This window comes from Mangrovimonas aestuarii, from assembly GCF_028767185.1.
Classification (GTDB): domain Bacteria; phylum Bacteroidota; class Bacteroidia; order Flavobacteriales; family Flavobacteriaceae; genus Mangrovimonas_B; species Mangrovimonas_B aestuarii.
Genome location: NZ_JARACK010000001.1, coordinates 408,786 through 429,477, shown reverse-complemented (window position 1 = coordinate 429,477; position 20,692 = coordinate 408,786). Strand labels below are relative to the sequence as shown.

Below are 20,692 nucleotides of genomic sequence, written 5' to 3'. Positions count from 1 at the left end.
TAAGGACGGTGAAAAAGTCTAGGCGATTGCCATTGTGGCGATACTAATTTTCACAGAAGTATGTTGTTGTAGCGTGTTTATGCAGCTTTCAAGGGTAGCGCCAGTAGTTATGATGTCGTCTACCAACAGTATATGCTTACCGTTTAGGTTATTGCTGTTATTTGTGTGAAAGTTTTCTTGGCTTGAAAGCCATCTTGTTAGCCTTCCTTTAGTAGTTTGTGAGGAAGTGTTGGATACTTTTAATAAGACATCGTCTAAGTAATCTGTACTTAGAGCTTGGGCAATAGATTGTCCAAATTTTTCAACTTGGTTAAAACCTCGTGTTCTAAGCTTTCTTTTGTGTAAGGGTACCGGAATTACAGCATCAATGTCTTGGTAGGATGCTACTTTACTAAGCTCTTTGCCAAGCCAATCACCAAGAAATGTTCCTATTTCTTCATATCCCTTATATTTTAAACTATGAATTAGATGCTGAGTAATACCTTTCTTTTCAAACCTAAGAAGTGCTGTGGCTTGCTCAATTTTTACTCTTCCATAAAATACTTTTGTTACTGAATGATCATTGTTTAAATGGAAGTTGGTAATGGGAAGACCGTGACGACATGAAGTGCATAGCACACTTTCGTTATCGCTCAAAACACTCAAACAGGAAAAGCAACACTTAGGAAACAATATGTTAATAACCGACTTAAGCAAAATAACAATTTTAAGGTGGACAGAGTTCTTATTTGTAATAGGGAGGTAGCTATAAATATAAGAAAAACTTGTAACATGTTGACTATCATTAAAGTTTAACAATTATTTTACCCGTTTATCGAAAAAAGAATCGGGCAAGTGTCTAATTATCTATTTTCGCTTTAGTCGATTGAACGTTAGTACGATAGCATAAATTACCCAAAAGGTATGATAGTTAACCCTAAGCTTTTTAACTATAGAATATTTACCGGAACATTAATAGCAGTAGGCCTTGTGGTTGGCAGTGTTGTGTTTTCTAGTTATTCTGAGTTAAAAAATGAATATAGCTTTATAAAGCAAGAGAAAGAGTTGGTCGAGCATGAGTTGTCCGAAATGATTGCATATTATGAGGAGATGCAAATGGAGAATGAATTGTTGCTTAATAAACTCCAGTTTACACAATACGATATTAAACGAGTGATGGATTCTTTGGAAGCCATTACCCCTAGTGTTGTTAAAGCAGATGAGTATAAAGAAAAATGGAAAGCATTAAACCTTCAGCATTCAACGTTAAAGGGTACATTGAATAAGGTTCAAAAAGCTAATGATTCCTTGAGTGTTTATCTCTCTGTTCTCAACGATTTAAAGAAAAGTTCTATCAGTAATGATTTAGAGCCTATTAAACCCTTTAAGCAAGTTCGGTTAAAATCTTTGGAAGTTCAGGCGCTCAAGTACAAAGGGGAAGGAGAGTTTGAATTCACAAGACGAGTTAAGCATGTTCAGCAATTATCTGTTTGCTTTTCGTTAGAGGATTCGTCTGCTATAAATGGTAATGAAGAAAACTTTTATGTCCAGATATTAGGACCAAAAAATAATGTTATTGCTGATAAAGGAGAGGTGAGATTTGGTCACTCCAGTTTAATTTATAGTAGCAAGTTGGCTCCTTATAGAATTAAAGACTTAGGTTGTACTATAGCTAAGGTTTCAATAAATGAGTCGCTTTCTAAAGGAACTTACAGAGTAAGTTTGTTTTATGGGGAAAATAAATTAGGGGGTACTACTTTTGAACTACGCTAATTAATTTGCGCTTTTCAATTATAAGTAAAAAGATTTGTAGGTTCGTTTAATTGATTGAAGAGGTTTGTAGATTAAATTTAAATACATAAGGATTATTATTTTAGGGAAACCGTTCTGTTAGTTAGAGCGGTTTTATATTTTTGCAGCATGGCAAATCAAGACGATCAATTTAAAAAAGTTATATCACATGCCAAAGAGTATGGTTATGTGTTCCAGAGCAGTGAAATCTACGACGGCCTAAGTGCTGTATACGATTACGCCCAAAATGGGGTAGAATTAAAAAGAAATATTCGCGACTATTGGTGGAAAGCCATGGTGCAAATGCACGATAATATTGTTGGGCTAGACTCGGCTATTTTCATGCATCCTACAACTTGGAAGGCTTCTGGTCACGTTGATGCTTTCAACGATCCGTTGATTGATAATAAAGATTCTAAAAAGCGTTACCGTGCAGATGTTTTGGTGGAAGATTACGTAGGTAAACTTGATGCTAAAATAGAAAAGGAGGTAAAGAAAGCCGAAAAGCGTTTTGGAGAAACTTTTGATAAAGCCCAGTTTTTGGCCACTAATCCACGCGTTTTAAAATACAAAGAGGAAGGAGATGCTATTTTAAAACGCTTGGGACAGTCTTTGGAAAATGAGGATTTAGAAGATGTTAAGGCGCTTATAGAAGAGCTTAATATTGTATGTCCTATTTCCGGTAGCAAGAACTGGACCGATGTAAAGCAGTTTAACTTAATGTTTGGAACCAAGTTGGGGGCCTCTGCAGATACTGCTATGGATCTTTACTTAAGACCTGAAACAGCTCAGGGAATTTTTGTGAACTTTCTAAACGTTCAAAAAACTGGACGTATGAAGATTCCTTTTGGGATAGCGCAAATAGGTAAGGCCTTCAGAAATGAAATTGTTGCTAGACAATTTATTTTCCGTCAGCGTGAGTTCGAACAAATGGAAATGCAATTTTTTGTTAAGCCAGGGACTCAAAAAAAATGGTATCAAAAGTGGAAAGAAACCCGAATGAAATGGCATATGTCACTTGGATTGGGTGAAGATAACTACCGTTTCCATGATCATGAAAAGCTGGCGCATTACGCAGACATGGCTGCAGATATCGAGTTCCGTTTCCCATTTGGATTTAAGGAGTTGGAAGGAGTCCATTCCAGAACAGATTTCGATTTGGCTCAGCATGAAAAGTTCTCGGGAAAAAAACTTCAGTATTTTGACCACGAAGAGAACAAGAGTTATATACCTTACGTGATAGAAACTTCTATTGGGTTGGATCGTATGTTCTTAGCGGTATTCTCTAATTCATTGGTAGAAGAAGAACTAGATAATAATACAACACGTACTGTTCTAAAATTACCAGCTGTATTGGCACCAACCAAAGCAGCCATTTTACCTTTAGTAAAAAAGGATGGATTGCCAGAAATAGCACAAAAAATTGTCGATGACCTTAAATGGGATTTTAACGTGGTATATGATGAAAAAGATGCTGTTGGTAGACGCTATCGTCGTCAAGATGCAGTAGGAACACCATTTTGTATTACCGTTGATCATGACACAATTGAAGATAATGCTGTAACCATTCGTCATCGTGATAGTATGGAGCAAAAGAGAGTGAAGATTGATGAGTTACGTGATATTATAAAGAAAGAAGTTGATATGAGAGAATGGTTGATGCGTATGTAATTACCTCTTTTAGATAATATTCTTTAAAGCCCAGAGATAATCGGGGCTTTTTTTTTGTTAATAAATATGTAAATAATCAAGAGGGATTATAGGTGTGAATTAATCTATTATGCTATAAAATATATCCCATTCAATCCATAATAAAAAGCCCGAGCAGTTGCTCGGGCTCTTTTTACATGCTAATCTAGCATTGTTTTGATAATTATCTTGTTATGTACACCCAAGAGGTATATTTCTCATTGTTACCGTAGTTTATAGTAAAGAAATAGGTTCCAACAGGTAGTTCGTCACCTCCGTCAGACTGACCAAACCATTCATTGGTATAGTTGCTTTTAGAATATACCAATGTACCGTATCTGTTATAAATTTTTAGATCCTGAACATTGAAAGTGCTTAGGTCAAAATAATCATTTATATCATCACCATTAGGAGTAATTACTTGAGGGATAATATCGCAATTTTCTACTACCAAGACTTCTTCGGAGTAACTACAATTGGTGTCATTAAATTCAACTTGTACAGTATACGCACCAGATGTAGTAACTGTTAATGTTAATTCTTCTTGACCAGATATTAGATTGTTTTCTTGGTCATACCAGGTTACACTGACTTCACTTTCATTAAAATTAACAGGAGTAACTGTTAAGTCTACAGAGCCATTGTTCGCGTTACAAACCTCATATTCAGGAGCGATATTAAATACCGGTTCTTCACCAGAATTCAAAGAGAATTCAACAAAGCTTGTACAGCCGTTAGCATCTTCAATGCGTACATAAATTGATTCACTATTTGGTACGGCTAAATACTGTTGAGGTGTTGTAATGGAGTTGGTATTGTTCTGAGCGTCTTGTTGCGATTGATAGAATGTAATAGTAAGACCTGTTTGCCCATTAATAATTTCTGTTTCAGTTGAAGTTAGATTGTATCCAGCCAGACCATCATTGTTATCATCGCAAGCCTCTAAATCATTTGGTTGGTTTACAGTAGGTCCATTATTTAAGATGAGGTTGAAAGATGTTATTGCCGAACATCCAGAGGTGTTCGATTCAACTTTTACATAGATTATTTCTCCGCCAGCAGATTGGTAAGTTTCTGGGTTTGAAATTGGATTGGTTCCATTTTCGGCATTAGTTTCTGTAGGATAGTGGGCTATTATTAGATCAGGTTGTCCATTAATAATAAGTGCATCGTTTTGTGTTAAATCATACTCAGCAAGTCCATCACCGTCAATGTCACAGTTGTTTAAGTCGGTTGGTTCACCAACCTCCAATTCATCAACAGTTACAGTGAAACTAGTAGGGGTTAAAAGGATGCCACAGTTGTCCAAAATATAAACTGTATAAGTTGTGTCTTCGGAAGGAGTGAAGGTTGGATTCGCTATAAAAGGGTTGCTTACTCCTGTATCTGGAACCCATTCATAACTGGTGGCTTCAGGATAAGTTGCATCGATAGTGGTAACCGATTCGCCTGCGCAGATTTGTTGATCCTGTATATCCAAGGTATTTGCAAAGGATACATACTCAAAACATAGTTGCTGAAGGTTGTTAAACCCACCAGTGGATCCTGTAAATCCAAAATAAATATCCGATGTTCCTCCAAAAACATTGTTGACCAAATCACCAGTGTAAGTGATCCTTTCAGAGCAATCAAAAAGAACTTTAAAAGTTTGGGTGTCGGCTGTCCAGATTATCGTGATCAAATGATCATTACCATCCTCAATATTTCCAGACGTAGAAGAAGCCTGTACAGGGCCTGCCAGATTCGATGTTACTGTGTGGAAGGTACTTCCGTTAGATATCAGAGCAATGTGGTCGTAAGTGGGGTCGCCTCTTTCAGCATTTTGCCAAGTATCAAATTCTACAGCCATTGAAGAGCTAATTCCATCATAACCTAATCCCCCTCCTGTATCACCAAATTGTGCCGTTGAACTTGATGTCATTACCATAGTCATCCCATCGGCACCGTTAGCGTCGTTACTTCCAAAATTTCCATTAAAAACGATAGAGAAATCAGATGAGAAGTCAATAATATTACTGTAATAAATCCACCCGCCTTGAGAGTTAAGGGCTGGTGTTACTTGGTAGCAATCGTTTCCGAGAGATGCGGCATCTCCATAAACAGAAGGAAGTAATTGAGCCCAAGTATTTGTACAAAAGAGTACAAAAACTATAAGAATAGTGAAGCGTTTCATGTGGTTAGTTAGAAAATTAATGTTAATAGAGGTTAAAAGTAAGTCAAAAACAATACTTTTAAAAGGATTGGGTATTCGATTATTGATATTTAGTAACATTTGTTAGATATGACTTTAGCTTCTTTTCACTACTTGTGATACCCTTTTATGTTTGATCGGCTTTTTTGGAGACAATGAAATGCGATTTGCTATGGCGATAGAAGGAAACAGACCAACTCAATTTACAGATGAAAATAGTTTCGTTTTTTAAAAAAAATAATACTTGCCTAAGTATGTTATTAATTGCCACATATAAAAAAAGCACCGCTTAGCGGTGCTTTTTTATAGTATAGTAGTCAGTCTATTAAGCTTCTATTTTAGATGTTTCTTCTTTAATAGTTGCAGGTTTTACAGAACTGTCGTGGGCACTGTTATACTCGTCTAACAGATTCATAGTAGCTGTAAGGAAGTCTTTTGTTTCTAATAATAACCCAAAATACAGGGTAGTATTTTTAGGGCTCGACTCATCACTACGTGTACGTTCTACTTGCTTATGGATTTTATCAGAAAGCATATCGAACACCTTTTGTCTGTCTTTAAGAATATCCCCGATTTTCTCAAATGTGCTTGTGTCAAAAGCTTCTTTTGTTTCCAATAATAAGGTTTCTAGAGCATCATCTACTTCCTTAAGTTCTTTAATTTGAGAGAACTTAAGTTTTTTGTGATTGTTGTTGATGTGCTTATGGCTCACTTTAGAGATATATTCTAATGACTGTGCCATATCTTGAAGGTAACCAAGAATGTTAATATAGAAGTTAGATGCCCCTAAACTTGATTCATCCAAGTTTTTAATGAAATAGAAAATATTATCACGTAAGTCGTCTATCTCATCCAATAATTTTACAACCTGTCTTTTATTTTTCTTAAGGGCAGGTAAATCTTGTTTTGATAAGCCTTCAATAGCATTAGTGTAAATTCTGTTACTTCTATTTACTACGTTGGCAATGTTATGGGCACTTTCGTGAATTACACCTTGAATAGAGCTGCTTTCTGCTTTTGTAAGTTTATCTCCAGCCTCTTGTTCTTTCCCCTTCTTTTTGTGTGCAATATAGTTTCTTACTAATAATAAGGTAGCTAAAAGCAATAGTACACCAACCATAGAAGGTACGTGAAGATTAATTAAATAGGCTATCGTAGCGGCCGATACAAAAGCTATTAAAGCCGTGAAAAACCATCCTCCAATAACGTTAAGAACACCAGCTACACGATAAACAGCACTTTCTGCACCCCAAGCACGATCAGCTAAAGATGTACCCATTGCAACCATGAAAGTTACATAAGTTGTAGATAACGGTAATTTCATAGATGTAGCTATCGAAATTAAAACACTGGCAACCATCAGGTTTACAGAGGCACGAACCATATCGAATGCAGGAGCATCACCATTTTTTTCTTTCTTGATAGTCACTGCTGGTTTAGTAAATTGTACTTCAAGTTTATCCTGCCAGCTTTGTGGCATTACGTATGATGTCATTTGAGACATTGCCATAGCTAAACGCACAAATCCACGTGATAAAAAGTTTGGTTGAAAGCGTTCTTTAGTGTCTTCTTGGCTAGAAAGGTCCAAAGATGTTTTAACTACAGCTTTAGCCTTGCTTGAAAACCAAAGTGTAGCCACCATAACCATTCCAGCAATTAACAGGAATAATGTTGGAGTAGGTACTTTTTCTGCTAAAACGCCCATTCCAAATCCTGTTGCAGGTGAGCCAGATGCTACCCATTGCTCATAAGATTGCCAGGCAGCGATAGGGACACCAATAAAGTTTACTAAGTCGTTACCAGCAAAAGCTAATGCAAGACCAAAGGTTCCAACAATAATTGTTACTTTGTAAATATTCTGTTTAAATATGCTAATTAATGCTGCAGAGATCAATGACCAAAATACCAAACTAACAGCCACGATTGTCAAAACTTGTGTTTCAAGGAAGTCTTTAATGGTAATACCACCCAGCATATCCAAGTTGTTTTTTGCCATATTAGTACCTTTCAATCCTTTCATAAAGATGAAATACGTAATAGCTGTTAAAGCAATACCTCCAAATAAAGGTCCAACCCATTTAGCTTTATTCTCAAAGTCGTAAGAAAGCCACGCTCTAAAAATCCACTGTACAATAGCTCCCACTGTAAATGCGACGACTACCGAGAGTAATATCCCAAATATAATTTGTGTGGCTTTTGAAGTGTTGATATAGTTTACCACATCTGCAAAACTCCCTCCGTCGGCACCTATTTTTATTAAGGACATTGCAACAGCTGCACCTAATAGTTCAAAAACTATAGACACTGTTGTTGAGGTAGGCATCCCCACAGTATTAAAGAAATCCAACAAGAGTATATCTGTAATCATTACAGCCATGAAAATAATCATGATCTCATTGAACATAAACTCTCCGGGGTTGAAGATTCCCTTTCGTGCTACCTCCATCATTCCGCTAGAGAATACGGCACCTACTGCCACCCCTAAACTAGCAACAATCATAATGGTCTTAAAAGAGATAGCCTTAGACCCTATCGCCGAGTTTAAGAAGTTAACCGCATCGTTGCTAACTCCAACTACTAAATCTGCTACTGCCAGTATGGCAAGAGCAACAATCATTAATAAATAAATGTTTTCCATAATTACATTAGAAATATTGTGCAAATATCCATAGTGTTTTTGAGTGTTATGTTACCTCAATGTTATCATTTTTGAGTTAAAAATGGATATCGAATTGTAATCTGTAAGCTAACTCGTCATCAGCATTTTGAATTGAAAAAAAAGTTAGGTCAGATTGCACTTTTAGTTTGTGTCCAACAATGTATCTTGAGAACCCAATAGTATATTGATTATCAAAATCAAGGATTGGTTCATTAAACCCTGAATTAACAGTTGTAAAACGTCCAGCAATTTCCCAGTTACTAGGGAATAAATAACCAGCTTGAAGATTAACTCCGTCTCCTGTGTTTACTGTAAAAAGCGGACTTTCGTCTGTATCATTTAGGAAAAATGCATCTTCATTAGCACTTCGACTAGCAAACTCTCCCATGAATGAAAATCCTTTGTATTTAAACATGGCGTCCACAATAAACGTAGAGACGTTGCTCTTGAAAAATTCCTGTTCTCCATTTTCGTTTTCGTAAACCATAAATGAACCTTGATTTCCTCTAGAACGAACAGCATCGTTATTGAAATCGTAGGTTACACCTAGGGCTAGTTTAGGAGTCTGTTCTCTTTCAAGATCGCTTGAAGAATAATCACCTTTTCCTGTAAATTTTCCAAATGGTAAGAATTCCAATCGACCAGTATATTCGTAGCCGCCAATATTACCAGAAACAATGTTTCTACCTTCCCCTTGAGAAATAGCAATTATTTCACGAATTAAAAATTGATTTCCTAAAGTAAAATGGTGTCTCAGTTGAATACCTACATCACGATCTAAGTTGTAGTTAGAGTTAACCAAAGAGCGATCAACAAATTGAAGGTTTCCAGACGATATTACACGTTCACGATTCCCAGGCAGTTTGAACTGACCAAACCAAAGTTGAAAGTTTTTGTAGAATTTCCACTTCATGTAAGCATCTAAAATGTAACGAGGTGCATTTCCTGTAAATGCATTTGCTCCAGCTATATCTCTATTTGATAGGCCAAGTTCTAGTTTATACTCTAAATTTTTGGTTAAAGCATATCCGTTAAACTTTAAACGTGCACGTCTTATCAAGAAGTTAGAATTGAAATCATAAAAAAGATCCTCGTTTACTAGTCCAACTTCTTCATCGTTATTTAGAGAAGAAGTAGTTGAGGCCAATATTTGAACTCTGGCACCAATTTTCATAGTCCAAGTACTGTCTTTACCAGTAATGTTGAAGATACCTTTCCCGAAAGCAGAAGAATGAATGTCCTGTGCGTGCATAATACCCGCGTATAAAAATAGCGCGATGCATAATGGTAGAAATTTCATAAATGTATTAGTTTTTGTCGGGTGCAAAGAACTATATCTAATGTTAAGTTAATGTTACGTGACGGTTAACTTTATAGAAACAAATAGAATATGTAATAAAGAAGGCTACCCAGGACGGGTAGCCTTAGATTTCAATATAATTAAGTCGACAAAAACTAATGTATTATATGAAATACTTTTGCTTAGTGGTTTTGTAAACCTTAGCAAATATGCTTCTTCTAAGTAACTTTAACTTAAAGGGAATATTAACTGTATATTAAAAGATTTGTATTAAAAACGAATGTTTAAATAGTTGTTAAACAGTGTTTTGTGTTTTCAATGTTAATTTAATGTTACGTAAGTATTGCTTAATTGTTAACTAATGGTTATATTTGTTTGTATAACATATTAAAACCCCGAGTATTATGAAAAGGAATGTATTGTTTTTAGTGGCGTTTGTGTTTGGAGTATGTACTTATGCACAGCAGGAAAGAGATTTGAAATTAGATAATAAGAATAAGCAAATTGAAGTAGTTTACTATCACGATAATGGAGAGGTGAGTCAAACTGGACATTATACCTTAGATGGTAAGTTAGATGGAGAATGGATTAGTTATAATACTCAAGGGGAAAAAGTAGCTGTTGCTAATTACGATGATGGGAGAAAGGTTGGTAAGTGGTTCTTTTGGAATGATGATACTTTAAGAGAAGTTGATTATACAAGCAATACTATAGCCAGTGTAAATGAATGGACAAGAACATCACAAATCGCCACGAGGGAATAGATTGTTTGATGATAGTTTTATATAAAAAAAACACCCTGAAATTTCAGGGTGTTTTTTTGTTATGAAAAATATTCTATTTGCGTTTAGCTTAGAAAGATAAACCAGTCCAAGAGAATATATTTTTGTCTACAGAAGGAGTAGATCCATCAGTTAAAGTAACTAAAGCTCCAGATTCGTTTTTAATATCCTCGATATCTACTCCACTTGTAGCATTAACAGAACCTGTAATAGAAGTAGAAGCTAAAGCATCACCTTTACTATCTGTTAAGTCGATAGTATCGCTAGCGCTAGGGGCTGCATCTTCGTTGTTGTCTTGGTTGAAACCTAAGTAAAGGTTAGTGATAGTTGCACTTGCGCCTCTACGAACTTTTACTAGATCAGCGAATTCAATGATTCCGTTGTTAAGAATAGTAACGTTGTTGATAGTTGGGTTAGACTGTCCTTCATCAGAAGGAGAGTTTCCGTCTAAGTTACCGTCACCTTCAATACCTCTAGTATCTTCTGAGATAGAAGTGAAACCTAAAGTACGAACACCATACCAGTTAGAGTTTGCAGTTCCTTTCCACCCTTGAGTAAAGTCGAATAAATCATCACGAGAATCAATTACAAGTAAGTTTTCTACAGATACAGTTCCTCCAAAGAACTCGATTCCGTCATCATCACCTTCTTTGATAGCGATGTTGTTTAATTGAGTTTGGCTACCTACAGCATAAAGTGTAAGACCGTTAAACTCTTTTTCTCCGTTAATACGAGCACCAGTGTACTCGATAACTACGTGACTCATTACACCAGAGTTGTCCGAGTCGTCATTCCCTCCATAAGCCAATGGAAGTACTTCTGTTGTAGCAGTTCCTCCACCAGAGATTTTAGCGTAACCATTGATAAGAATTCCTCCCCAGTCACCAGATCTTGGGTTAGCAGCGTTTGAAGTAAAAGTAATTGGTGCAGAAGCTGTACCTGCAGCGTTTATCTTAGCACCTTGCTCTACTACTACGTATACGTTTGTACCTCCAGCTTGAGCTAGAATACTGGTTCCTGGCTCGATAGTTAGCGTGAAACCATCTTTAACAGATAAAGGTCCAGTTAGTATCCAAGTTTGGTCAGAAGTAAGTGTTACGTTTGCTACAACATCACCTTTCAAAGCAGCAGGATCTAAATCTTCATCAGTTTGAGAGCTGATCAATCCATCTTTTTGTCCTGTAGGCTCTCCATTATTAGAGCTGTCATCACTGCTTGAACAAGAGTTGAAAGTAGCAATCGCCGCTAAAGCCAACATTGAGATAAATAGTTTTTTCATTGTGTTTTTGTTTTTGTTACTTTTTTGAGTTTTAAATCTTTGCAAATAAACTAAGCGTGTGTATTCTAGTGATTAGCTTAGTGTTAAGTGTTTATTAATAAAACCTCTGCTATGTTAATTTAAAATTTATAGGTAAGTCCAAGACTTCCGGTTACACCTGCTTTGTATGTTGATACTGGCAATTCTTCACCCAACACTTTTTGTGTGATTTGGAAATCTGGATTCAATAAGTTTTTAAGTTTAAGGCTTAGTCCAAAGTGTTCGCTAAGTTTTAACTTGTTAATAAAATCCAATGTTATTCTAGACTGCTCTACAAAGTTTGAGTTGCCAGCTGTACCCAAAGAGTAAATTTTATCACTGAAATAATTCCCAACTAAAGATGAGGTAAGGTCTATACCGTTTTTCTTGATGTTATAAGTTAAGTCTGCGTTCCACAGAATTGGTGCAGCGCCTTCCAATTTGTCTTCATCATTTGTAAATCTAACGGTTAATTCATCACTGTCTACATCAATAAGTTTTTGGTTTGAATGTAGGTATGAGAAGTTTAGTCCGAACATCATCTTAGAAAGTTCATCATCGCTAATTTCCTTGTTAAAGATGTTTTTTCTGAACTCAAGTTCAAATCCAGCAACCATAGCGTCACCTACATTTACATAAGAAAGCTCGTTAGCAGCACTGTTTACTCTTACACGGTTAATAGGATCTTTAACAGATTTGTAGAATCCAGTAACAGAAACAAGTTCGCCGCTTGAAAAGAAGTAATCGTACTTAATATCTGCATTGTATACCTCAGACGATTTTAGAAATGGGTTACCGAAACTGGCAAAGTTAACATCCTGATATAGGAACGGAGCAACCTCTTTGTACTGTGGTAAGATGTAAGTTTTACTACCCGCTAATCTGATGATGCTATTTTCGTTAAAGTTGTACTTTACAGATGCACTTGGCAATAAGAAAGAGTCTTCTATCAGAGCATTAGGAGTCGTAGGGTCGTTTACCGAAGTTGAAAGGGATGTGTCCCAAGCTACTTCTTGGTTTACATTTTCAAAACGTATACCAGCGCTCAAAGTCAGGTTTGTTGACAAATCAAAGATACCTTGGGCATATCCTGCATATAGGCTACGGTCTCCAGTATAAGAAAACGGATCTAATGCATTTGGAAGGTCAGCACGTCCTCTATCAGTTACCATTTCAAAGGTTCCGTTGTTAATGTTCTCCTGATTGAATAATGCATCTAGATTGTTAATGTCTACAATCTCTTGTTGACCAAAGTTGAAATTATATTGACGGAAAATAAAATCTCTCTGAGTATTACGGTAATTTCCTCCAACAGTAATAGCACTGTTTGATTCTTCATCGTCATTAGTGTTTAATTTATAAGTTAAAGCACCTTTGGCAGAGATGTCATTTTCGTCAAGGTTTGAGTAGAAACGGTGGTTTAATCCAGCACTACCAACTGCTACTCTGAAAAAATCCTCACCAGCTTCTATTTTCTTGATAAAACTGTTTGTTCTTCTATCTGGTTCGTAACTTTTAATAAAGTTGTAGCTACCGTCAACGTCTAGTTTTAGTTTCTCACTTAACTTGAATGACGTTAATAATTGATTAACGTATAAGTTGTTTTTATTGGTTTGCTGACGACGGATATAATCCTGAATGCCTTCATCGTCACTCACGCTCGAGCTTTCACCAAAATATTCACCAACACTTTGAGTTACTTTTCTAATAACGCCACTGTTTAAAGCGATTGAGTTGTTCTCTCCAAATCGGTACTTAAGGTTTAATAGCCCTAATTGACTGGTTGAAAACTCACTAATGGAAGAATCCATATAGGTGCTGTTGTCACCTGCACTGTTGAATTGGTTTATTGAACCCTCTTTGTATAAATAATCGTTTGAACCACTAATGGTTACAAAAGCAGATAAAGTGTTCCCGTTTTCACCAATATCAAAACGTTTACCGCCAGTTAATGTACCTGAGTAGTTTGCTGTATTGTTTCTTCCTGTAGGATCTAAGCCATCTGAAAAAGTGTATTGAGTCAAATCAGAAATTGGGTTATCTACACTTATACCTGTTCCTAATCTGTTAGCACCGTCTGGCGAAAGGAAAGAAGCTCCTAATACATTACCATTGTAGCCTGTTCCCAGCCCTAATTCAAAAATACTTTTTCCAGTCATTTCTTTTGAAACGATATCGATATCTGCACCTCCAACGTTTCCGTATAATTGACCATCAAAAACTTTATTAATCCCCACAGACTCAATAATGTCTGAGCTAAAGAAGTCTAAAGCAATGTTTTTGTATTCTGGGTCTTCAGAAGGTAGCGGTAAGCCGTTTAAAGACGTGGCATTGTAACGGTCTCCCAAACCTCTAACAAATACATTCTTGCTTCCTTGAGATTTAGATACACCAGACACTTTCGTTACGGCACTTTCAGCATCACTAACCCCTTTTCTGGATAATTCCTGAGCTCCAATACTTTGTTTTATAGTAACTGCTTCTTTTTGCTCTAACAATAATGCTGTTTCACTCTCTCTTTTTGTTGTTGTAGTAATAATAACTTCATCCAAAGAAGCGGCACTAGCCCCCATAACTATATGAACTTCGGTTACTTTACCTGGTTCTACGGTTGCTTCTACTTCTTGGGTTTCGTATCCAACGAAGCTAAATACCAATGTGTAGGATCCTGGCTCCAAACCTTCGAAAGCATAAAGTCCGTCAAAATCTGAAGTTGTTCCTTTAGTTGTTCCTTTAATTAATACATTTGCGAAAGCCAATGGTTCATTATCGAACTCCTTGTCAGTAAGCTTCCCTACTATTGAACCTGTATTGCTTTGAGCATAAGATAACAGGGTTGCAAATAGTGCTAAAATTAAGGTTGTTTGTCTCATTACTTATATTGAAATTTTCTTGGCGCAAAGGAACTCCAGCTTTGTAAAGTTTGGGTTAACCGTAAATTAAACATTAGTAACAAAAACGTTACGCCAATGTTATCTACAGGCTATTTGTGAATTAATAGGAAACGTTAAGTTAACATTGGGAGAGGTTTTATCTGAATTAAAATTCATAATTACTAATGTTGTTGAATTGGCTATATTGCAGCCTTTAATTTTGATACTATGAACTGGGAACAACTTTTGTCTTTAAAACGCTATGGCGACACTAATAAGAGATTGAGAAAAGAACAGGATGAAACTCGTTTGGGTTTTGAGGTTGATTATGATCGGATCATTTTTTCATCGGAGTTTAGAAGCCTTCAGGATAAGACACAAGTTATCCCAATGTCTAAAACAGATTTTGTTCACACTCGACTCACACATAGTTTGGAAGTGAGTGTAGTAGGTCGCTCTTTGGGACGTCAAGTAGGGAGAAGAATTCTTAAAAAATATCCTGCATTGCAAAATGTTTATGGCTATCAGGCTAACGATTTTGGAGCAATTGTAGCCGCTGCCGCTTTGGCTCATGATATAGGGAACCCTCCTTTTGGTCATTCAGGAGAGAAAGCCATAGGGGAATATTTTATAACAGGAAAAGGTAATCGGTACAAAGAGGAACTTTCTGCAGAAGAATATCAGGACCTGTGCGATTTTGAGGGTAATGCAAACGGGTTTAAGATACTGACCCAAACCCGTTCCGGACGAGAAGGTGGTCTACGACTGAGTTATGCAACCTTGGGAGCATTTACAAAGTATCCTAAAGCATCACTGCCAAAAAAGCCAACAAAGCACATTTCAGATAAAAAGTATGGATACTTTCAATCGGAAACCATAGCTTTCCATGAAGTGGCGGAAGAGCTAGGATTGTTACATCAAGTCAAAGGAAACACAAAATGTCATCGTCATCCTTTGGCTTATTTGGTTGAAGCTGCCGATGATATTTGTTATACCATTATCGATTTTGAAGATGGAATCAACTTAGGGCTTATTCAAGAAGAATTTGCACTAGAATACCTTATTAACCTTGTGAGGGATACCATTGATACCAAAAAATATAATCAGCTCAATAATGCACAGGATCGAGTGAGCTATCTTCGAGCTTTGGCAATAGGAACCTTGATTAATGAAGCTGTAGAGGTTTTTGTTAAGAATGAAGAAGCAATTCTCAAAGGAGAATTTGATAAGGCACTTTTGGATAGAAGTCGCTTTGAGGCCCAAATAAGTGATATTATTAAAATAAGCGTCGATAACATATATCAGTCAAAAGAAGTTATTGAAAAGGAAATTACAGGCTATGAAGTCATTTCGAAATTGTTACAGACTTATATTAATGCTGTGAATAATGATTATGACAATACTTCTTCCAATTACGATAAATTGATATTGAAGACATTGCCAAAAACTATTGATTTTAATAAGTCATCACTTTATATGAGGTTGCTTAATGTTTGTCATTATGTTTCATTGTTATCTGATAGTAATGCCATTCTACAATACAAAAAGATTACCGGAATAGGAGTTTAGAGAGGTGGTTTTTTTATCCCTTATTTAATAGGAACGTACCTGTGTAAGGAAAGACTATATTAGCTGTTATTGTTATTTGCCTTATTAATCTTTTCAGTAGGGATTACACCTTATGAATCTTGTGTAGATGTCGCTGGCTTTTATTTGGAATAAAGTGCTAGCAATGTCTCGTTAATTGTTTTTAGTATATACTTTTCGTCAATATGGGCAATGGTTTGAAGTTCCTCTACTTTGCCGTGATCAATGAATTCATCGGGGATGCCAAGCACTTTAATTGGAACTTGGTATTCGTTTTCTGAAGCAAATTCTAGAATCGCACTTCCAAAACCACCTTTAACAGTGCCCTCTTCAATTGTGATAATTTGCCTGAAACTTGTAAATATGTCGTGAAGTAGGGATTCATCCAAAGGCTTAACAAAACGCATATCAAAGTGGGCAACATAATCCTGTTCTTTTTTATTGAGTTGTTCAATCGCTTTGGTGGCATTATAGACTGTCGTTCCCAAACTCAACACAGCTATATCCTTTCCGTGTTTTAGAAGTTGACTTTTACCGAGCTCTATTTTTTCGAACGGCGTTTTCCATTCAGTAATATGGCCGCGACCTCTTGGGTATCTAATGGCTATTGGTTTGTCAAGTCCTAATTGTGACGTGAAAAGTATATTTCTGAGTTCAATAGCATTTGAAGGCGCTGCAATTATCATATTAGGAATGCAGCGTAAATAAGCCAAGTCGTAAACACCGTGGTGGGTTGCGCCGTCTTCACCAACCAAACCAGCGCGATCCAAACAGAAAATAACTGGTAGTTTTTGAAGCGCCACATCATGAATCACTTGGTCGTAGGCGCGTTGTAAAAAGGTAGAGTAGATATTGCAATAAGAAACTAACCCTTGTGTAGCCATTCCAGCAGCCAATGTTACGGCATGCTGTTCAGCAATACCAACATCGAAGGCGCGTTCAGGAATGGCCTCCATCATATATTTTAAGGAACTTCCTGTGGGCATAGCAGGGGTAATTCCAACTATTCTGGGGTTTTGTTCTGCCAACTCCACGATGGTGTGCCCAAAAACATCTTGATATTTTGGTGGTTGGTCTAAATCAGGTTTAGGTAGTAATTCTCCTGTTTCTGCATTAAATTTTCCTGGAGCATGGTATTTCACCTGATCTTCCTCTGCTTGTTTTAACCCCTTGCCTTTGGTGGTAATAACATGTAATAATTTTGGTCCCTTAACCGATTTTAGTCTTTCCAATTCTTTAATGAGTGCATGAAGATCATGTCCATCTAAAGGTCCAGAGTAATCAAAGTTTAAGGCCTCAAATATATTATCTTGTTTTTGAGTCCCTTTCTTAACGTTGGTTAAGTACATTTTAAGAGCGCCAACACTTGGATCGATACCAATAGCATTATCGTTAAGAATAACAAGAATGTTAGCATTGGTTACACCAGCATGGTTTAAGCCTTCAAAAGCCATACCGCTGGCAATAGAGGCATCTCCAATTACAGCAATATGATGTTTGTTAAAGTCGCCTTTTATTTTAGAGGCAATAGCCATTCCCAGTGCTGCCGAAATAGAGGTAGAGGAGTGTCCAACGCCAAAAGTGTCGTATACACTTTCCGAACGTTTTGGAAAACCGCTAATGCCTCCTATTTGTCGATTGGTATGGAATCGATCTTTACGTTCGGTTAAAATCTTATGGCCGTAGGCCTGGTGACCTACGTCCCAAATTAGTTGGTCTTTGGGGGTGTTAAAAACATAATGTAGGGCAATGGTAAGTTCAATAACTCCCAAGCTAGCTCCTAAATGCCCTTCTTTTGCAGCGACAATATTGATAATGAATTGACGCAATTCCTTAGCGACCAAAGGTAATTCCTCAGCTTTAAGTTTTCTTAAATCCTCAGGAGTGTTGATATGTTCCAATAAATTGCCCATAAGTGTACAAATGTACGAGTTGAAATCGTATTTTTGATACCGTATCAATGATATTATAAATACCTAAAAGCTATAGTAGCTCTATGCAAAACCCTTTTGACGATACCTATTTTATGAGTCGTGCTATGCAGGAAGCCGAGAAGGCTTTTGAGAAAGGTGAAATTCCTGTTGGTGCTGTTATTGTTGTTAACGATAGGATTATTGCTAGAGCTCATAACTTAACGGAAACCCTAAACGATGTGACTGCTCATGCTGAAATGCAAGCTATCACTGCTGCTGCTAATTTTTTAGGCGGTAAGTATTTAAAAGACTGCACCCTATATGTAACTCTAGAGCCCTGCCAAATGTGTGCAGGAGCCTTGTATTGGAGCCAGATTTCTAGAATTGTTTATGCTGCAAAGGATGAACAACGTGGCTGTGGTGTTATGGGAACAAAGCTGCATCCCAAGACAAAAGTTGAGCATGGTATTTTAGAAGAAGAGGCTTCGACTTTGCTTAAACGTTTTTTTATTGAAAGACGGAATTTGAATTAAATCTTATAGCTTTCTATCATCCCCTTCACGCTTACGCATTTTTTCCAGATTTTCTTTGGTAAGCATATAGTCTTTGATGTCTTTGTCTTTCCAGCGGTACCAAGAGAACAACGGGAACACTATAAAAAATAAGCCTATGGCACCAAAACCAATTAGTTTTTGGGAATACTCTAAGTCAAAAATAAAACCGGTAAGGATGCTTGCTATTGAGGCAATGAATAATATTAAGATGATATACTTCATATTGCAAAAGTAAGTGTAAAACTCTTATTGTTTAACATATCTGTTATGTCGTAAAATTTATAAGTTGTCTGCGGTAAGCTGTTAGTAGTTTTGATTTTGATACAAAACCATAGTACTCACCGTTTTTTATAACAGGCAGATTCCAAGCGCCACTGTTTTGGAATTTCTGCATTACGTCTGTCATTTTATCCTTTTCAATGGAAATTAGAGTAGGAGGTTTTTGCATGACATCGGTGGCTTTTATGTTGTCGTAAAGTGTTTGGTCGAACATAATGGGTCTAATGTCATCCAAAAGAATAATCCCTTGCAAAATATTGCTCTTTTTATCAATAACCGGAAAGATATTTCGATTCGATTTTACCACAGCTTTATGAACAATATCACCTAGAGTCATATCTGTCGAGATCTTTGCGAAATTGGTTTCAATAATTTTATTGATGTCCATTAAGGTTAGTACGGCATGGTCTTTATCGTGAGTGATAAGTTCACCTTTTCTGCCCAATTCCATGGTATAAACAGAGTGGGGGTGGAAGTATTTCATGATGCTGAACGAAATGGTAGCGGTTAGCATAAGTGGAATGAACAATTCATAGCCTCCAGTAACTTCCGCAATGAGAAATATTGCCGTTAGTGGTGCATGTAGCACACCAGCCATAAGGCCGGCCATACCCACTAGTGTAAAATTACTTTCGGAAACGGGCGTATTTACAATTCCAATGTTGTTGATAATTTTAGCAAAGCAATTCCCCATAATACTTCCCATAAAGAGGGTAGGAGCAAAAATTCCACCTACGCCACCGGCGCCAAAAGTGAGGGAGCTGGCTATGATTTTAAAAAACACCAAACCAGCCAAAAGCCCTATTACCACCCAAATATTGGAAACATCCAATTGAAAAAAGTTGTTTTGTATCGCTTTTTCTGGATTACCTATGATTAAATTGTTGATTACATCGAAACCTTCCCCATATAGAGGGGGAATGAAGTAAATTAAAATCCCGATGGCAATCCCACCTATAACAACGCGTTTAAGCTTGGATTCTATTTTGTCGAAAAACTTTTGGATACGCTCATATACTTCAGTGAAATAGATGGATGTTATGGCTGCTATAACTCCCAGTATGGCATAAAAAGGAACATCCTTAAAGTTGAATTTATCTTCAATTCTAAAGGGTAGTAGGATATCGTCGCCAAAAAAGAAATAGGAGGTAAATATGGCTGATAGGGATGCTAACAATAAAGGCACCATAGAAGCGATTGTCAAGTCCAAGCTAAATACTTCAATAGCAAAAATTATAGCTGCAATAGGGGCTTTAAATATCGATGATAATGCACCTGCAGCCGCACAACCAATCAAGAGGTTTCTGCTCCTTTGGTTCATGTGAAACATTCTGGCAATATTGGAACTAATAGCAGCTCCGGTTGCAACCGTAGGGCCCTCCAATCCAACAGATCCACCAAAACCAATGGTTATCGGGGCTGTGAGAATAGATCCAACCATTTGGTACCGCTTCATAATACCTTTGCGTTTTGCTATAGCAAACAAGGTAGAGGGGATGCCGTGACTTAACCAGTTTCTAATAACGTATTTCATTATTAGATATACCAACAAAAAACCTATGATAGGGAATACAAAATAGAATGCGTGGTGATAGTATTGTACCAAACGCCCCTCTAATGCATGTTGAATATAGTGGGTGATGTTTTTTAGCATAACAGCACCTATTCCAGAGGTAAACCCAACTAGTGCACTAAGTATGTAAATAAACTGGCGGTGGGAGATATGTTTTGCTCTCCAAATTAAAAACCGTTTAAGCAGAGGTTGTGCAGGCATAACTTAAAGCTATTAAAAAATCCT

General features: G+C 36.8%; 14 protein-coding genes. 5 read left to right on the top strand and 9 right to left on the bottom strand.

Annotated elements, in window-relative coordinates:
* Positions 1-18: 18 nt before the first annotated feature.
* The gene (locus PWU04_RS01995; RefSeq protein WP_274474128.1) at positions 19-645 is read right to left on the bottom strand and encodes a ComF family protein; all 627 of its coding nucleotides are present in this window, start codon (positions 643-645) and stop codon (positions 19-21) included.
* Between the two features lie 258 nt (positions 646-903).
* Between PWU04_RS01995 and PWU04_RS01990 the strand changes: the two genes are divergently transcribed.
* Positions 904-1,752: a hypothetical protein gene (locus PWU04_RS01990; RefSeq protein ID WP_274474127.1), complete on the top strand. Its 849-nt coding sequence runs from the start codon at positions 904-906 to the stop codon at positions 1,750-1,752.
* Between the two features lie 147 nt (positions 1,753-1,899).
* Positions 1,900-3,441, top strand: coding sequence for a glycine--tRNA ligase (locus tag PWU04_RS01985; protein WP_274474126.1), 1,542 nt, complete (start codon positions 1,900-1,902; stop codon positions 3,439-3,441).
* A gap of 202 nt (positions 3,442-3,643) precedes the next feature.
* Here the strand turns inward: PWU04_RS01985 and PWU04_RS01980 are convergent, their stop codons facing one another.
* From PWU04_RS01980 to PWU04_RS01970, 3 genes are all read right to left on the bottom strand, one after another.
* Positions 3,644-5,632, bottom strand: a complete 1,989-nt coding sequence (locus PWU04_RS01980) for a lectin-like domain-containing protein (protein ID WP_274474125.1) — start codon at positions 5,630-5,632, stop codon at positions 3,644-3,646.
* Positions 5,633-5,975: 343 nt separating this feature from the next.
* Entirely contained in the window at positions 5,976-8,288 is a 2,313-nt protein-coding gene (locus PWU04_RS01975) for an inorganic phosphate transporter (protein ID WP_274474124.1), read from the bottom strand.
* 76 nt (positions 8,289-8,364) lie between these two features.
* Positions 8,365-9,609, bottom strand: a complete 1,245-nt coding sequence (locus tag PWU04_RS01970; RefSeq protein ID WP_274474123.1) for a porin — start codon at positions 9,607-9,609, stop codon at positions 8,365-8,367.
* Positions 9,610-10,013: 404 nt separating this feature from the next.
* Between PWU04_RS01970 and PWU04_RS01965 the strand changes: the two genes are divergently transcribed.
* A complete protein-coding gene (locus tag PWU04_RS01965; RefSeq protein ID WP_274474122.1) occupies positions 10,014-10,373 on the top strand; it encodes a toxin-antitoxin system YwqK family antitoxin in 360 nt (119 codons plus the stop codon).
* An 88-nt stretch (positions 10,374-10,461) separates the two neighbouring features.
* Here the strand turns inward: PWU04_RS01965 and PWU04_RS01960 are convergent, their stop codons facing one another.
* Positions 10,462-11,670: a hypothetical protein gene (locus PWU04_RS01960; protein ID WP_274474121.1), complete on the bottom strand. Its 1,209-nt coding sequence runs from the start codon at positions 11,668-11,670 to the stop codon at positions 10,462-10,464.
* Positions 11,671-11,789: 119 nt separating this feature from the next.
* The gene (locus PWU04_RS01955) at positions 11,790-14,561 is read right to left on the bottom strand and encodes a TonB-dependent receptor (RefSeq protein WP_274474120.1); all 2,772 of its coding nucleotides are present in this window, start codon (positions 14,559-14,561) and stop codon (positions 11,790-11,792) included.
* A gap of 228 nt (positions 14,562-14,789) precedes the next feature.
* On the opposite strand from PWU04_RS01955, the gene PWU04_RS01950 reads away from it, so the two are divergent.
* Positions 14,790-16,130 (top strand): deoxyguanosinetriphosphate triphosphohydrolase, encoded by a 1,341-nt coding sequence (locus tag PWU04_RS01950; RefSeq protein ID WP_274474119.1) that lies wholly within the window; start codon positions 14,790-14,792, stop codon positions 16,128-16,130.
* A 140-nt stretch (positions 16,131-16,270) separates the two neighbouring features.
* Here PWU04_RS01950 and dxs read toward each other — a convergent pair whose 3' ends face one another.
* Positions 16,271-18,061 carry a 1-deoxy-D-xylulose-5-phosphate synthase gene (gene dxs, locus PWU04_RS01945; RefSeq protein WP_274474118.1) on the bottom strand — a complete coding sequence of 597 codons (1,791 nt, stop codon included), beginning with the start codon at positions 18,059-18,061 and terminating at the stop codon, positions 16,271-16,273.
* Between the two features lie 83 nt (positions 18,062-18,144).
* Between dxs and PWU04_RS01940 the strand changes: the two genes are divergently transcribed.
* On the top strand, positions 18,145-18,594 hold the full coding sequence (locus PWU04_RS01940; RefSeq protein ID WP_274474117.1) for a nucleoside deaminase: 450 nt from the start codon (positions 18,145-18,147) through the stop codon (positions 18,592-18,594).
* Between the two features lie 3 nt (positions 18,595-18,597).
* Here PWU04_RS01940 and PWU04_RS01935 read toward each other — a convergent pair whose 3' ends face one another.
* Both PWU04_RS01935 and PWU04_RS01930 read right to left on the bottom strand, forming a co-directional pair.
* Positions 18,598-18,837, bottom strand: coding sequence for a hypothetical protein (locus tag PWU04_RS01935; protein WP_274474116.1), 240 nt, complete (start codon positions 18,835-18,837; stop codon positions 18,598-18,600).
* A 43-nt stretch (positions 18,838-18,880) separates the two neighbouring features.
* A complete protein-coding gene (locus PWU04_RS01930) occupies positions 18,881-20,668 on the bottom strand; it encodes a chloride channel protein (RefSeq protein WP_274474115.1) in 1,788 nt (595 codons plus the stop codon).
* Between the last annotated feature and the right edge of the window lie 24 nt (positions 20,669-20,692).

Excerpts from the sequence above, each read along its gene's own strand:
- PWU04_RS01990 (WP_274474127.1), top strand. The coding sequence starts at position 904 with ATGATAGTTAACCCTAAGCTTTTTAACTATAGAATATTTACCGGAACA.
- PWU04_RS01985 (WP_274474126.1), top strand. The coding sequence starts at position 1,900 with ATGGCAAATCAAGACGATCAATTTAAAAAAGTTATATCACATGCCAAA.
- PWU04_RS01980 (WP_274474125.1), bottom strand. The coding sequence starts at position 5,632 with ATGAAACGCTTCACTATTCTTATAGTTTTTGTACTCTTTTGTACAAAT.
- PWU04_RS01975 (WP_274474124.1), bottom strand. The coding sequence starts at position 8,288 with ATGGAAAACATTTATTTATTAATGATTGTTGCTCTTGCCATACTGGCA.
- PWU04_RS01970 (WP_274474123.1), bottom strand. The coding sequence starts at position 9,609 with ATGAAATTTCTACCATTATGCATCGCGCTATTTTTATACGCGGGTATT.
- PWU04_RS01965 (WP_274474122.1), top strand. The coding sequence starts at position 10,014 with ATGAAAAGGAATGTATTGTTTTTAGTGGCGTTTGTGTTTGGAGTATGT.
- PWU04_RS01960 (WP_274474121.1), bottom strand. The coding sequence starts at position 11,670 with ATGAAAAAACTATTTATCTCAATGTTGGCTTTAGCGGCGATTGCTACT.
- PWU04_RS01955 (WP_274474120.1), bottom strand. The coding sequence starts at position 14,561 with ATGAGACAAACAACCTTAATTTTAGCACTATTTGCAACCCTGTTATCT.
- PWU04_RS01950 (WP_274474119.1), top strand. The coding sequence starts at position 14,790 with ATGAACTGGGAACAACTTTTGTCTTTAAAACGCTATGGCGACACTAAT.
- dxs (WP_274474118.1), bottom strand. The coding sequence starts at position 18,061 with ATGGGCAATTTATTGGAACATATCAACACTCCTGAGGATTTAAGAAAA.
- PWU04_RS01940 (WP_274474117.1), top strand. The coding sequence starts at position 18,145 with ATGCAAAACCCTTTTGACGATACCTATTTTATGAGTCGTGCTATGCAG.
- PWU04_RS01935 (WP_274474116.1), bottom strand. The coding sequence starts at position 18,837 with ATGAAGTATATCATCTTAATATTATTCATTGCCTCAATAGCAAGCATC.
- PWU04_RS01930 (WP_274474115.1), bottom strand. The coding sequence starts at position 20,668 with ATGCCTGCACAACCTCTGCTTAAACGGTTTTTAATTTGGAGAGCAAAA.